The organism is Saprospiraceae bacterium (assembly GCA_016716185.1).
GTDB lineage: Bacteria > Bacteroidota > Bacteroidia > Chitinophagales > Saprospiraceae > Vicinibacter.
Genome location: JADJWV010000003.1, coordinates 298209 through 312608 on the forward strand (window position 1 = coordinate 298209; position 14400 = coordinate 312608).

Below are 14400 nucleotides of genomic sequence, written 5' to 3' on the forward strand. Positions count from 1 at the left end.
AAACTATCGCTACAGAATGCAAATGACCCGAATTGAAATTCCAAATATTAAAGATACCCAGGCTCTTTCTGACCTCGGCAAAAAGACCTTTATTGAATCACACGGTCATAGCGCATCCTCCAGTGACATTGAAACATATACTTCAACAGTATATGCGATCGATAAGGTTCAATCAGAACTCCTGAATTCACATTTTATATACCGGCTTATTTATGCTCAGGATCAATTGGCAGGTTATTCTAAAATAGTACCCGATACCCCTGTATCCTGTATTCAGGATGAAAACATCACCAAACTCGACAGATTGTATCTGCTCAAAGAGTTTTACAATTTAAAACTGGGATGGAAACTCCTGGATCACAACATTAAATTAGCAAAAGAAAAAGGACAACGGGGATTATGGCTTTATACCTGGACCGAAAATAAAAGAGCCGTTGACTTCTATTTAAAAACGGGTTTTGTAGTCGTTGGACATTATGACTTCAAAATATCAGATTCTCACAGCAACCCAAACCATATCATGTATTTAAAATTCTGAAAGGAATGAAAATCTGTATTGCTCAACTTCAATCCTTCCCGGCTGATATTGAAAAGAACATCGTCAAACATATCGGTTTCATTGAGCTTGCCGGTTTACATCAAGTTGATCTGATTTTTTTTCCCGAATTATCGCTGACCGGATATGAACCATCGAGTGCAAAAAATAATGCTTTGTCGGAAGATAATGAGCAACTTTCCGTCTTTCAGGCACTCAGTGACCATTATAAAATGACTATTTCAATTGGAGCACCGAGCTGTTCAAATAATCACATTTACATTTCAAACTTCATTTTCCAGCCTTTTCAAAACAGACTTTGTTATTCAAAACAATTTCTACATGCCGACGAAATTCCATTCTTTTCCATAGGGTTGTTTCCGCATTTTTTAAAAATTGACGAGAATGTGATCGCTCCTGCAATTTGTTATGAATCGATGTTGTTCCAGCATGCGGAGGAGGCTGAAAAAGCTCATGCAACTATTTATATGGCAAGTGTAGCCAAAACAACGGAGGGAATCCAAAAAGCGTATATTCATTATCCGCTCATAGCTCAAAAATTTGGAATGACGGTCGTCATGTCCAATGCAGTAGGTCCTTGCGAAGGTTTTACAGCCGGGGGAAACTCCGGTGTTTGGAATGAAAAAGGAATTTTAGCAGATCAGTTGGGACCGGACCATGAAGCATTGTTGATTTATGATAACATTACCGGCGAGACTTCTAAATTGATGATGTAAAACCCTTTGCTGAAGGAGTCTAAAAATGACAAATAATGAAGTTGATTTAAAATGAGATCATAAACAATAGCTATTCTCAAGCTAAGCTTTAGGAATAATGGAAACAATCCACAAAAGAAAAACAATATGGAAAAACAACACCTATACAAATTGACCATTCAATGGACCGGGAACAGAGGTACGGGTACCAGCGATTACAGAGCCTATGACAGAAGCCATATCATCCATTCTGAAAAAAAACCAGATCTCGAATGTTCTTCCGATGCAGCTTTCCGTGGAGATCCAACAAAGCACAATCCCGAAGATTTTCTGGTTGCTTCCCTTTCTTCATGCCATATGTTATGGTATCTTCATTTGTGTGCAGATGCAGGAATTATTGTAACGAGTTACACAGACCAGGCAGAAGGTAACATGACGGAAACGCCCCATGGAGGCGGCCACTTTACCGAAGTGACTCTCAATCCCGTTGTAAGTATTACGGAGGCTGAAAAGGTACAACAAGCAGAAGCCCTGCACATAAAAGCACACGAATTGTGTTTTATTTCGAATTCGGTGAACTTTCCGGTGAGGGTGAAGGCGAGGATCTTGGCCTCACCCCCAACCCCTCTCCACTGACGTTGAATAGGGCTGGGGGTGAGGTGTTTATTTAGAACCCAGGCGAAACGTATTCTCCAAATACCCTGGCCTTCTTTTAATCGTTTCCATCCGAATCCTTTTGTTGGCCAACAACCGTTCAAACGGACTAAATAGAAAAATTTGTGGCTGAAGGTCGTATAGCGTCTGTTGAAATTCGAGATAATAACGGGTTCTTTCTTCCTCATTCAAAGCCGACCTGATTCCTAGAATCAAAGAATCCAGTTTTTCAGACTGAACGCCACAACGGTTTCCACCGCCTGGTTTGGCATTGCTGCTGAAATAACCCTGATATGGATCGTACAAAGTAGTTGCCTGTTGGGTCACTGTAACGTAAACCATATCAAAATTCCGGTCATTCAAATCTTTCCGAATAAAGGATGCCTCTTTAGTTTCGGGAATAATTTCAATTCCCAATTTTCGGGCTTCTTCCTGATACAATAGTGCGATACTTTTACTGGTTGCGCTGGATGCCAGAAAACGAAGCCTTAATTCTTGTAAAACTCCATTAATGGTTTTATCGAGAACCCCATTTTTATTCGAATCTGTCCAGCCGGATTCAATCAATAATTTATGAGCAGCCGCGGGATCGTAGGCAATTGGTTGGAGCTTATTGTTGTAATAGGATTTTACAGGATGAATGGGTCCATAAACCGGAGCAGCAAATCCAAACATCAAATGATCAATATAGGAACTAACATTTGTTAGTTTTGCAAGAGCTTTCCGCACCCTGACATCCTGAAGCACCGGATTCCTCAGATTTAATTCAATTATGGAATACTGAAAATGCCCGGAAGAATAAAACTGCAAACTTGAATTTTGCATGGAATCGTTCCGGAGATCTATAAAAGTTTTGGGGGCCACTTCCGTAACGAGGTCAACACTGCCTTCCTTTACAGCCAAAACCGCTGCAGCTTCATCCGGCATGATCACGTATTCAATATAATCGGGATGAGCTTCCAGCATTTTATTCCGGTCTGCATATTTCGTTCCCCACCAGTCTTTTTTACGCTCCAATACGATTCGTGAACCTGCGTCCCAGGATTTTAATTTGTATGGGCCTGCGCCATGGATGGCTGATTTACAAAAAGCGGCACTTTCAAACTGCTCTGCAAATCGTTTGAGCAAAGCATGTTGTTCGGGTATCCAGGCCGCGCTGTCTTTCGTAGTCAACTCCTCAACTCTAAAATTTCGCATGAGCTTTTCCGGATCGTAAATATGCTCCGGATATAAATTCACGTTTCCGCTGACCTCCTTGCCGAGCATATAATTTTTTGATACATGCACCCATATTTTTTTTGGTTCAAGGCTGTCGTACTGAATGTGAAGAATGTTTTTTAAAAAACTTCTCCAGCTTGGATTTTTCACATAAGGATTTAAAGCTGCTCTGATGGTAAATTCGTAATCAGCCGCAGTGATGTTTTGTCCATCATCCCATTTTGCATCTTCGAGAATCTCAAGTGCATAAATATGAGAACTGTCATTACTTGAAGAAATTTCAGGAGCTGCCTTAACCAATAAAGGGCTGAGTTCGAGATTCTCAGCACTGTACTCAATCATCGGCAACATAATCAGTGCTTCGATCTGGGTTGCTATAGCCGATTGCGAAACGATGGGGTGTAGGCAATCCACATCTTCCCTGATTCTGATCCGCAGAGTAAAGGCCTCATCTTCAGGGTTCTTACATGCGGTAATGAAAAAATTGACATTAATTAATATAAATAAAAACCACCGCATTCGGCTTGACGATATCAACTGTTTCATAAGTTTTTAATCTAAACTATTGAATCAAAAGGATGTTTCTTCAATAAGTAAAGATATGGCAAATATTTTAATAGCTGGTGCCAATGGTCTCATAGGTAGAAGTTTGTCGGCCTATTTAAGTCTCCAGGGCCATGATATCAAATGGCTGGTCAGACGTAAATCAGGGAATAATAATTATCTGCAGTTTTTATGGGATCCTGCCTCCGGCACGTTGGAAAAAGAGGCCTTTGATGGAATTGATGTGCTCATCAATCTTGCCGGTAGTCCGATAGCCGCCGGACGATGGACCCAAAAAAGAAAAGCCGACATTCTGAATTCGAGGATACAAAGCATTCAGACCTTAAGGGAAGGGCTCGATTGCATCTCAAAAAGGCCCACTCAGATCATTCAGGCTTCCGCCATAGGATATTATGGCCACCGACCCGGAGAACGGCTGACAGAAACCGGATCGCCCGGCTCTGAAGGATTTCTCTGCCAAACCACGCGTCAGTGGGAATCTGAAGCGAATTCTTTGAAGGCATATACCCAAACACTAACGATTGTTCGTACCGGACTTTATCTTCATCCGGATGGCGGGGTCTGGCCAAAGCTCATCATGACACTCCCCTTCCGAATTTTAAACTATTTTGGAAATGGAAATCAAATATACAGCTGGATACACCATGAAGATTATCAACGCGCTATTGAGCATTTGATCCAATATAAAATAGAAGGCGCTGTCAACCTCACTGCACCGAATCCGGTTAGCAACAAGGAATTGATAAATGCGATTAAGGCCCATTATCCGTGGAAACTTGTGTTTTCCGTTCCTTCCATCCTGTTGCAAACGGCACTGGGTGAAATGAGCAGTCTGCTGCTCGATTCGTGCAATGCGCTTCCTGAAAAATTAGTGGAAAGTAGTTTTCAATTTCAATTTCATAAGATCGAGCATGCTGTAAGTGCTTTATTAAAGGCTAGTATATTAAATAAAATTTCGCAACGAAATTAACGAACGTTCGTTCTTTACTTTGCAATTATTTTAAATTTTTAATTCCGGGCCTTATTCTTTTAATTTCTATGGTGAGCTTGTAACAGATCCGCGTCAACGGCGAGATCTGCTGGAAAATTATCAAATCCTGATTTCGCAGATTATTCTTGAACTGCACTTCTGAACTTACAATTTTATATGGACCCAGATGGGTAAATCCGGGATACTAAAAAAAATGAATAGCCCGCAGATCGCGCAGAATGTGAATAAGCAATGATGAGTCAAGACCTTCTCCTCATTCTTTGACCCAACAAATCTTATGAATAACAAAGAGGAAACACATACTCATTGAAATGACATTTGTTGGTAAATGCATGCGGTAAACTTTAAGTCAGATTCTTTTGGCGTTCCAACATCAAAATCCATTTCAATGACATTGTACTCCAACATTGGTACCCGGGCTTAAATACGGAATACCCAGATTCAATCCTCGCAATATCAATAAAACTGCCATCATCAAAATAAAGTAAGGAACGAATTTTTGATAATTTATACGGGCTATACTAAGGACCTTTCGTCCCGATAACATGAATAGCAACATCAGAGGAATGGTGCCTAATCCGAAAAAAAACATGATCCCTGCGCCGGACCAAGGGCTGCCACTGGCCAATGCTGTCATGAGCGCCAGATAAACAAGTCCGCAGGGTAACCAGGCATTGACAACACCCAATTCAAATGAAAACCATTTTGATTTAGGTCTGGCAACAAAATCTTTGAGAGTTTGTAGAATTGATCTGTACCAATGGCTGATCAGCCAGGGTTTGTTTTTGAAAATATATTGCATCCCAAAAATGAGCAGAATTAATATCCCTGCTACAATTGATATACTTTGCTGCAATCCGGTCAATGCCAAGTGGTTTCCTATAAAACCAAAAATCAATCCCATAAAAGAGTATGATACGGCCCGCCCGAAGTTGTAAATTAATGCTTGTAAAAAACCCGGATTGGAATATCCTAGGCTTAATGCGATCGGACCGCACATCCCTACGCAATGTAATCCACCAATCAAACCCGTAACTAAACCTGTAAAGAAGATGAGTTCAAAACTCATGACCGGAGGTAATAAAACTTTTCTCTGAATGCATAGGGTATTTCATTGCTGATCCATTCCATACGCAACTGATATTGTGCGCGAATGAAAGAAGTTGCCGGGATGATGAATACACCCTGTTGGTCAGGAGTCATATTTAATCTTAAATCTTTGGATTGATCGGACAGGCATTTAAATTCAATGATTCCATCCTTGAATTGAGCAATGGCCTCGAGGGGAAAACTGATTTGGACATTTCCTTCGCGAACACTTACAGAAACAGGCTTACCAATGGCATCGAGATTTCTAGCTCCTTCTACTACATTGATAAATTGCTGCTCTTTCTCGTAATAGTGATCATCCATCAATTGGTTGTCCTGTTGCGAAGCCACATACAGAAAATAAAAGATCATAGCCATAAATGCTGCATAAACCAACACGATCCTGTAAGCCCAACTCATAAAGATTTATTTAAATGGTCCTAAAAAATTAGTTTTAATTTTCTGTATCCTTTTTTGTCCCTTATATACACCTAATTCCAATTCCGTTTTTCGACTGGTTACTTTATTTCGGTCAAGTACTATAAAAAATTCCCATTCATTCACAGATTCCGGTTTCAAGATTTGGTCTTTATTCCCGATGCTCCTGATTTCCCCTTCCATATTTTCCAATCTAAACTCAAGCTGCTGTTCTGAATTAGTTTTGTTCAATATTTTAGCCACGTACAAATTTCCATAATGTTGGTCGTCCAATTCCTGATACAGTTGTCCCTGCGCTCTTTTTATATGGGTATCAATACTTTTTCCACTCCATACAAGGAAAGTCATCAGGCCAGTCAAAATTACCAATAAAACCGAATAGGCTTTCATCCGGTTATTAAAATGAAACCTGGTACCTTTTGAAATTTCATTCTCAGAAGCATATCGGATGAGCCCTTTTGGAAATCCGACTTTGTCCATGACTTCATCACAGGCATCAATACAAGCCGTACATCCCACACATTCCATTTGTACACCATCGCGTATGTCGATTCCGGTGGGACACACAAACACACATTTCTTACAATCGATACAATCGCCCTCAGTGCGAGTTGCATTTTTTGCAATCTTACCTCTGGGTTCTCCCCTTGAATAGTCATAGGCAATTTGCATCGTGTCTTTATCAAACATCACGCTCTGCAGTCTGCCATAAGGACAAACAGTAGTGCAGACGATGTCGCGAACAAAAGCAAAAACGCCATAAAACAATAATGTAAAAACTACCAACCCGCTGAATAAACTCAAATGTTGGGAAATGGGCTCTTTGATGATTTTATAAACTTCATCAATGCTCAGAATATAAGCAAGAAAAGTATGGGCAATCACTGCCGAAATCAACAAAAATATCAGATGCTTCAATCCTTTTCGCCACATGGTATCGGCATCCCATTTTTTTTCGTTGCGGGATTTTTGAGCATTGGGTGATCCTTCAATCCACCATTCAATTTTGCGAAATACCATTTCCATAAATATCGTTTGCGGACAGGCCCAACCGCAAAACAATCTGCCGTAAATTACCGTAAACAATACAATGAATATGATCAAAGCGATCATGCCGACTGCAAAAATGAAAAAATCCTGAGGCCAGAAAATGTTGCCGAATATTATGAATTTTCCTTTGACGACATTGATCAGAATGAAAGGTTCTCCGTTTACTTTAACAAATGGCAATCCGAAAAACACCAGTAAATAAACCAGTGTAGAATAATTTCTCCATTTATAAAATTTTCCGGTTGGTTTTAGAGCATAAACCCATTTGCGCTTTCCGCTACTGGTAACAGAACTAACCCGGTCTCTAAAACCGTCCGCATGTTGCAAATCTTCGGGATTCATCTTTTATTTTGTGACAGCGCTGTCTTTTATTGCCAGACTGTCTTTCGCAACTGTCATTTCTTCTTCTTTGTACAATTCGCCCTGAGGCTCTTTTGCTCCCGGAGGATTCGTACCTCTCAGTGATTTTATATAACTGGTAAGTTGTGCAATTTGATTAGCAGAGTAATCGTCCTTCCAGGATTTCATTCCCTTTTCAATAACTCCGTATTTGATGACACTGAATATTTGCTTTACGCTACCGCCATGAATCCAATAATCATCGGTCATATTGGGTCCTACAGTGCCCTGGCCTGCTTCGCCATGGCAGACCGCGCAGGCTGTTTTAAATATGGTTTTTCCTTCTTCGAATTGTCCGGAAGGTAAAAGGGTCACTGTGTTTTCATCGACGAGATTGGACTCTGTCTTTAGAAATTCCAGTTTTTCTTTTTCTGCAACATCCATAGCAAGGTTGTATTCCTCAATCATGAGAGGCGCACTGTATGCCACATGATAGCGGTACATATAAATTCCTGCAAATACAATCGTGGCTAAAAATCCGGCAGTAAACCAGGGAGGCGTAATATTATCCAATTCCCGGATCCCATCGTAATTGTGACCGGTATCCATATTGGCTTCCTGCTCAATAGGTTTGAAAGCGTTGATGCGATCCCACCAGCTTACCGTTTTGGTGTTGGTTTGAGGCCTTTGATAAGTATATAAACCGGTGAATTGCTTAATCCATCTGACCATGTAGAGCAGAATAAACAGCTCCACTGCTATGACCACCAGCAAAATCCAGGACTGTGGATTCATGGTGTCGATAAATTTTTCTGCGAAAGAAGGATTTGCACTTTTAGCAAACAGCGATTGATTTGCCGCAGCCAACATCACCAGAATAGCTATGGTTTTCATTTTTCCGGAATCCATTTTATTCTTAAAATGATACTGAAATGCTGACCGGACCAATCCAGATAATATAATGATAACAACAGCCAATGTAAAAGCCATTACAAACAAAGCTGTATCCAGATCAAAGGCAAAGCCGGTTTGATCCTTTGTTGTTCCACTTGCTTCTGCAACGTTTTGTGCACTTAAAAACAAAGGACACAATAAACCTAAAAGCAGCGATAAAAATTTTACAGATTTATTCTTGCGGTTCATAAGTTCAGATTTGATCGTTTTTATCTAAAGGAAGATTTTCAAGGTGCTGAATGGTTTCTTTACTGCTGGAAAAAGCCAGAATGGTTACCCCAATAAAGAAAACAACAAAGAGTATAAGTGAAATCAATGGATAAATTTCTATGCCAGCGATTTTTTCCAAATAATAACTGAATTTCATAAATTTTTCTTTTTTGCGGTTTTCAATTACTTATTGCTGATTCCCGAAGTTCGCACATCTTTACCCAATCTTTGTAAATATGCAATCAATGCGATGATTTCTTTATCTGATGAAATTTCAATCTTGTCTTTTTTAAGATTCGCTGCTATCTGATCGGCCTGCACTTTTAGAATTTCATTGCCGGTCGTTTCCAGTTTGGCTGCATAAGGAACCCCCATTTTTCTCATTGCATGAATCTTAGAAGGAGTCGTGCTGATGTTCAGATCATTTTCAAACAACCATGGATAACGAGGCATATTGGATCCCGGAGAGATAGATGTGGGATCCAGCATGTGATTGAAATGCCAGCTGTCGGGATATTTTCCCCCAACCCTGGCGAGATCCGGACCGGTACGCTTACTTCCCCACTGGAATGGATGGTCGTAGACAAATTCACCTGATTTGGAATATTCGCCATAACGGGTGACTTCATATCTGAATGGACGGATCATCTGCGAATGGCAGTTGTAACAACCCTCGCGAATGTAAATATCCCTTCCTTGAAGTTCCAGCGGAGTATAAGGCTTTACACTGCTGATTGTTGGAACATTGGATTTAACCAAAAAAGTTGGAACCAACTCAACCAACCCACCGATGCCAACTACCACTAAACTCAAGACCAATAACAAGATTGGTTTTCTTTCGATCACGCTGTGCCAGAAATAAGATTTGGGAGCTGTATATTTTTTTTCAAGTGCTGCTGCTTGAGCAGTTTCTGATTCAACAAATTTTCCCTGTTTAGCTGTTTTGATCAGATTGTAAACCATGACAAAAACGCCTATTAAAAAGATGGTACCACCTAATGCTCTTAAAAAGTAGAAAGGCATGACGGTTTGTACTACATCCATAAACTGGTACTGCAGCTGCCCCTCCGGAGTAAAAGTCTTCATCATAAAATACGAGCGGAATGCCGACCAGTACATCGGAATGGCATAAAGAATAATGCCCAGAGTACCAATCCAGAAATGTGTGGATGCCAGTTTTTTACTGTACAGATTTACATTATACAATTTGGGGATCAGCCAATAAAGCATCCCAAAAGTCAAAAATCCATTCCATCCCAAAGCTCCAATATGCACGTGCGCAACGGTCCAATCGCTGTAATGAGAAATGGCATTTACATTTTTCAAGGATAGCATCGGCCCTTCAAAAGTGGACATACCGTAAGCAGTCACAGCAACGACAAAAAATTTAAGAACCGGATCTTCCCTCACTTTATCCCAGGCTCCTCGCAGCGTAAATAAACCATTGAGCATACCTCCCCAACTTGGAAGGATCAACATGATTGAAAAAACGGTTCCCAAGGATTGCGCCCAATCGGGCAATGCTGTGTATAACAAGTGGTGCGGGCCGGCCCAGATATAAAGGAAAATTAACGACCAAAAATGCACGATGCTCAATCGATACGAATACACAGGTCGGTCGGCAGCCTTGGGCAGGAAATAATACATCAGACCCAAGTAAGGTGTTGTCAGGAAAAAAGCAACAGCATTATGCCCATACCACCATTGAACCAAGGCATCCTGCACCCCCGCATACCAGGAATAGGATTTATACCAGGTTACAGGCATTTCAAAAGAATTGACGATATGCAGCATGGCCACGGTGACCCAGGAAGCAATGAAAAACCAAATGGCCACGTACAAATGCCGCTCTCTTCTGGTCAGGATCGTACCAAACATGTTGATTCCAAAAACCACCCAGATGAGGGTAATCAGAATATCAATTGGCCATTCGAGTTCAGCATATTCTTTACCGGTTGTAAACCCGGATAACAAGGTCACTGCTGCCAGAACAATAATGGATTGCCAACCCCAAAAGTGGATCTTACTTAATTTTGAACTCCACATGGACGTCTTTAACAGGCGCGGCAGTGCATAATAAATTGCTGTAAAAATCCCGTTGCCTACAAAAGCAAAAATGACAGCATTCGTATGGACTGGCCTCATTCGCCCATAGGTTAAAAAGGACAGGTCAAAATTCAAAGCGGGAAAAACCAGCTGAAAAGCAATGATCACACCAAGCAACATACCTACAGCACCCCAAAACAGGGTTGCAATGGCAAATAACCGGGGAATTTTGTTGTCGTATTGAAATTGTTCAAGTTGCATATTTATTCGTTTGGATTTTGATTGGATTCGTATTCATCATCAAACAGGATACGTCTTGCAGGGGAATACACGTCGTCAAATTGTCCGTCGCCGGAACCCCACAAGAAGGCAATGAGAAAACCCCCTGCAATACAGATACTTACGATAATTAAAAGGATTAATACACTCATTTTAGTAAAATGTAAAGTTGGCTATGTCTGGTCTTTCTCTGTTAAGATTCCGGTCATTGAAGAAGATGATTTTGGTCAGCGGGGGGAAGCCGAAAAGGCTAAAGGCAAAAAGGCTAAAGGAAGACGCTAAAAGTTAATTAACAAAACTAACATTTGTTTTTATGAGTACATTTTAATAATTCTAAATATCAATTTATCAGCTATCATCTATCATTAGAAATCTGGAGACTGAAGGCTATTAATAGTTGCTAACGTCTGTTAGGATTTCTTGATAAAATATTTCGAAGGGATTTTAAATAGACTTTTCGACTTTTCGACTTTTCGACTTTTCGACTTTTCGACTTTTCGACTTTTGGAAAAGGTCGATCCCTGTGCTTTTAGTTCCCGCGAGTTGAATTATTTTATGCAATATTCTTAATGAATTCAATTGCTTTGCAGTTGTCTTTTTCTTATCAAAATTTTTGGAGCCTTCTCAAATTTATCAAACTTTTTACTCTTTGAACATTGCACTTTCAACGTTGCTCTCTTCGCTTATCGCTTTTAGCTTCCCGCTTTAAGCCCAATTCTCCATCATCCCAATTCATGCAATGGAATCCAGTTTCTTAGCTTAAAGGCGTAAGGCCTAAGGCGTAAGGCGTAAGGCGTAAGGCGTAAGGCTTAAGGCGTAAGGCGTAAGGCTTAAGGCAGAATCATTATGCATTATCCACCATCTGGCATCCTATTTCTCTAAATTTCGCTTCACTGCATACCCATAGGTCATCGCACTTGTCAATAACACAATGCTGATTGAGCTTGCAGGCATGAGGATGGCCGCAATCACAGGAGAAAGGATGCCCTGGAGTGCGAAATAAGATCCAATGATATTGTACAGGAAAGAATAAATAAAAACCATAAAGACTACCCGCCGTCCATCGTGAACAAATTTTAACAGGTTTGGTAATTTACCAAATGAAGTACCATCGAGAATAGCATCGCAGGCCGGAGAAAAATTATTTTTGTTTTCGGTCACAGCTATACCCACATTGCTTTGCTTGAGGGCTCCGGCATCGTTGAGTCCGTCTCCAATCATTAAGGTTTTTTGGCCGGTGTTTTGGAGTTGTTGTATGTAGTGCAATTTATCTTCCGGCATGCAATTGAACTTGACCTGTTCTTCTTTTCGAACGATGCCGGATAAATAGTTTTGATCGTGATTTTGGTCGCCTGAAATCACCGATAACTCATAGACGCCTTGTAATTTGTTAAACAATTTATCAAGTTGGGTCCGGTAGACCTGCCTGACAAGAAAATAACCTAAATGCTTTCCATCTTCGTAAACGTGTATGCTTGACCCCTGGCCGGTGAGAACTTGCCCGAATCCGGTAAATTCAGCAGAGCCCAGTTTTAAATGGTGTTCATCGATCCACGCTTCAATTCCTTTGCCTTCCCATTGTTTAAAATGATGAACTTCTATAGGCTGTTGCAATTTTCCAAATTGATAAATGGCTACACTCAAAGGGTGATTGGATTGCCTGGCCAAAGAATACACCCTTTCGGCCTGATCTCTGGTCAAACGATCTCCGACAAATTGAATATGATGGGAGGTCCCTTCCGTCAAAGTACCCGTTTTATCAAATACGATATGGCCGATTCCGGCCAATTGCTCTAAAACATCGGCATGTCTGAGGTACAGTTTGTTTTTGGCAAGGATCTTTAATACATTTCCATGGGTGTAATTACTCGCCAACAACAAGGCACAAGGACAAGCCACGATCAATATTGTTGTCATGGCATTCCACATCAGATCTGGTCTTTCCTGCTGATACCAATACCAGGAAGCGATACCTGCCAACATAAGCACGACCATAGTAAAATATTTTCCTATCCTATCTATTTCGTGCTCCTGGTCATTTTTGTCTGCATAACTTCGATTCCACAAACTGGTGAGGTAACTCTGTTCGACGGGTTTGATGACTTTTAACTGAATTTGAGAACCTGTTTGCCGGGCTCCTGCAAAAACTTTTTCACCTTTGGCAACAAGAATTTTGACGCTTTCACCGGTTACGAAGCTGTAATCCAATTCTGCTTCCCCGGAAATCAATTCTCCATCGACAGGTACAATTTCCTGATTATGGATATATATGCAATCGCCAATTCTTAATTTTTCGATGGGTATGGGAATTATTTCCTGATGTCGATACGTCATGACGGCAATGGGAAAAAATGACTTGTAATTGCGGTCGAATGAAATAGAACGGTTTGAGCGATCTTGCACAAACCTGCCGACCAGCATAAAAAATACAATGCCCGACATGCTATCCATGTAACCATTCCCCAAACCAGCCTGCATTTCATACAGACTTCTGCCAAAAGTCAGCGCAATTGCCAAAGCAATGGGAAGGTCGATGTTTACATATCTGGCCCGGATACCCTTCCATGCACCTGCAAAGAACTCCCCGGCAGCATAAAAGAACACGGGTAAAGACAGAATGAGTATGACCAGAGAGAACATATGACCCAAAGAAGTTTCGGCAATCGTACCCCCTGAAAAATATTCAGGCAAACTCAACATCATGATATTCGCAAAACAAAATCCGGCGACTCCAATTTTAACAATGCGTTTTCTGGAATTTTGAATGTTTATCGTCCCGCCCCGGGTATGGAGATCAATCTGGGGTTCATAGCCCAGGGTTGTCAGCAACTCGACTACTTTGCGAAGACTGGTATTTTTTTCTTCGTAGGCAATGTGGATCTTTTTATCCGTAAAATGAACTCTCGAATAAATAATTCCCGGATCGAATTTGTGGACTTGCTCCAATAACCACAAACAGGAACTACAATGCATTTGCGGCAGGTACAAATGAACATGAGACTGGTTTCCATCGGAAAAATGCAATATGGCATTTCTTACTTCGGGTAGATCGAGGAATGTAAATTTATCCCTCCAAACAGTAAACTTCTGCGATAAACCCGGATGCTGGTTCAGGTCGTAATATTTACAAAACCCCTGATCTTCCAGAAGTTCATACACGAGTTTACAGCCTTCACAACAAAAATATTTGGCATCCAGCCTGACCTTTAAATCCGGGCACTTGGTACCACAATGATAACACAAGGTCGCTTGTGCGATTTTTTCTCCTTTATTGTTTTCAGACATATCCGGTCAGATCGCTTTAAACGTCAAAGATG

Annotated in this window: 13 protein-coding genes; 4 read left to right on the forward strand and 9 right to left on the reverse strand. The window is 40.8% G+C overall.

Annotation, left to right across the window (positions count from 1 at the left end):
• The first annotated feature begins 16 nt into the window (after positions 1 to 16).
• The 3 genes from IPM34_14475 (at position 17) to IPM34_14485 (ending at position 1887) form a co-directional block, all read left to right on the forward strand.
• Positions 17 to 538, forward strand: coding sequence for a GNAT family N-acetyltransferase (locus IPM34_14475; protein ID MBK8956741.1), 522 nt, complete (start codon positions 17 to 19; stop codon positions 536 to 538).
• Between the two features lie 5 nt (positions 539 to 543).
• Entirely contained in the window at positions 544 to 1272 is a 729-nt protein-coding gene (locus IPM34_14480) for a carbon-nitrogen hydrolase family protein (protein MBK8956742.1), read from the forward strand.
• Positions 1273 to 1398: 126 nt separating this feature from the next.
• Positions 1399 to 1887, forward strand: a complete 489-nt coding sequence (locus IPM34_14485) for an OsmC family protein (GenBank protein ID MBK8956743.1) — start codon at positions 1399 to 1401, stop codon at positions 1885 to 1887.
• Positions 1888 to 1914: 27 nt separating this feature from the next.
• Here IPM34_14485 and IPM34_14490 read toward each other — a convergent pair whose 3' ends face one another.
• A complete protein-coding gene (locus tag IPM34_14490) occupies positions 1915 to 3669 on the reverse strand; it encodes a hypothetical protein (GenBank protein ID MBK8956744.1) in 1755 nt (584 codons plus the stop codon).
• 55 nt (positions 3670 to 3724) lie between these two features.
• On the opposite strand from IPM34_14490, the gene IPM34_14495 reads away from it, so the two are divergent.
• Complete coding sequence (locus tag IPM34_14495) at positions 3725 to 4657, forward strand: TIGR01777 family protein (GenBank protein MBK8956745.1); 933 nt, start codon at positions 3725 to 3727, stop codon at positions 4655 to 4657.
• A gap of 406 nt (positions 4658 to 5063) precedes the next feature.
• Here the strand turns inward: IPM34_14495 and IPM34_14500 are convergent, their stop codons facing one another.
• The 8 genes from IPM34_14500 to IPM34_14535 all read right to left on the reverse strand — a co-directional run bounded on the left by IPM34_14500 (position 5064) and on the right by IPM34_14535 (position 14368).
• A complete protein-coding gene (locus IPM34_14500; protein MBK8956746.1) occupies positions 5064 to 5747 on the reverse strand; it encodes a sulfite exporter TauE/SafE family protein in 684 nt (227 codons plus the stop codon).
• Positions 5744 to 6187 (reverse strand): FixH family protein, encoded by a 444-nt coding sequence (locus IPM34_14505; GenBank protein MBK8956747.1) that lies wholly within the window; start codon positions 6185 to 6187, stop codon positions 5744 to 5746. Before IPM34_14505 ends, IPM34_14500 begins: the two co-directional genes overlap by 4 nt.
• Positions 6188 to 6193: 6 nt before the next feature.
• A complete protein-coding gene (gene ccoG / locus IPM34_14510) occupies positions 6194 to 7597 on the reverse strand; it encodes a cytochrome c oxidase accessory protein CcoG (protein MBK8956748.1) in 1404 nt (467 codons plus the stop codon).
• A gap of 3 nt (positions 7598 to 7600) precedes the next feature.
• Complete coding sequence (locus IPM34_14515; GenBank protein ID MBK8956749.1) at positions 7601 to 8737, reverse strand: c-type cytochrome; 1137 nt, start codon at positions 8735 to 8737, stop codon at positions 7601 to 7603.
• A gap of 4 nt (positions 8738 to 8741) precedes the next feature.
• Positions 8742 to 8915: a CcoQ/FixQ family Cbb3-type cytochrome c oxidase assembly chaperone gene (locus tag IPM34_14520; GenBank protein ID MBK8956750.1), complete on the reverse strand. Its 174-nt coding sequence runs from the start codon at positions 8913 to 8915 to the stop codon at positions 8742 to 8744.
• A 26-nt stretch (positions 8916 to 8941) separates the two neighbouring features.
• Entirely contained in the window at positions 8942 to 11065 is a 2124-nt protein-coding gene (gene ccoN, locus IPM34_14525) for a cytochrome-c oxidase, cbb3-type subunit I (GenBank protein MBK8956751.1), read from the reverse strand.
• 2 nt (positions 11066 to 11067) lie between these two features.
• Entirely contained in the window at positions 11068 to 11235 is a 168-nt protein-coding gene (gene ccoS / locus IPM34_14530) for a cbb3-type cytochrome oxidase assembly protein CcoS (GenBank protein MBK8956752.1), read from the reverse strand.
• Between the two features lie 718 nt (positions 11236 to 11953).
• Entirely contained in the window at positions 11954 to 14368 is a 2415-nt protein-coding gene (locus tag IPM34_14535) for a heavy metal translocating P-type ATPase metal-binding domain-containing protein (protein ID MBK8956753.1), read from the reverse strand.
• Positions 14369 to 14400 lie beyond the last annotated feature (32 nt).

Coding starts and splice junctions, on each gene's coding strand:
- IPM34_14475 (MBK8956741.1), top strand. CDS start 17: ATGCAAATGACCCGAATTGAAATTCCAAATATTAAAGATACCCAGGCT.
- IPM34_14480 (MBK8956742.1), top strand. CDS start 544: ATGAAAATCTGTATTGCTCAACTTCAATCCTTCCCGGCTGATATTGAA.
- IPM34_14485 (MBK8956743.1), top strand. CDS start 1,399: ATGGAAAAACAACACCTATACAAATTGACCATTCAATGGACCGGGAAC.
- IPM34_14490 (MBK8956744.1), bottom strand. CDS start 3,669: ATGAAACAGTTGATATCGTCAAGCCGAATGCGGTGGTTTTTATTTATA.
- IPM34_14495 (MBK8956745.1), top strand. CDS start 3,725: ATGGCAAATATTTTAATAGCTGGTGCCAATGGTCTCATAGGTAGAAGT.
- IPM34_14500 (MBK8956746.1), bottom strand. CDS start 5,747: ATGAGTTTTGAACTCATCTTCTTTACAGGTTTAGTTACGGGTTTGATT.
- IPM34_14505 (MBK8956747.1), bottom strand. CDS start 6,187: ATGAGTTGGGCTTACAGGATCGTGTTGGTTTATGCAGCATTTATGGCT.
- ccoG (MBK8956748.1), bottom strand. CDS start 7,597: ATGAATCCCGAAGATTTGCAACATGCGGACGGTTTTAGAGACCGGGTT.
- IPM34_14515 (MBK8956749.1), bottom strand. CDS start 8,737: ATGAACCGCAAGAATAAATCTGTAAAATTTTTATCGCTGCTTTTAGGT.
- IPM34_14520 (MBK8956750.1), bottom strand. CDS start 8,915: ATGAAATTCAGTTATTATTTGGAAAAAATCGCTGGCATAGAAATTTAT.
- ccoN (MBK8956751.1), bottom strand. CDS start 11,065: ATGCAACTTGAACAATTTCAATACGACAACAAAATTCCCCGGTTATTT.
- ccoS (MBK8956752.1), bottom strand. CDS start 11,235: ATGAGTGTATTAATCCTTTTAATTATCGTAAGTATCTGTATTGCAGGG.
- IPM34_14535 (MBK8956753.1), bottom strand. CDS start 14,368: ATGTCTGAAAACAATAAAGGAGAAAAAATCGCACAAGCGACCTTGTGT.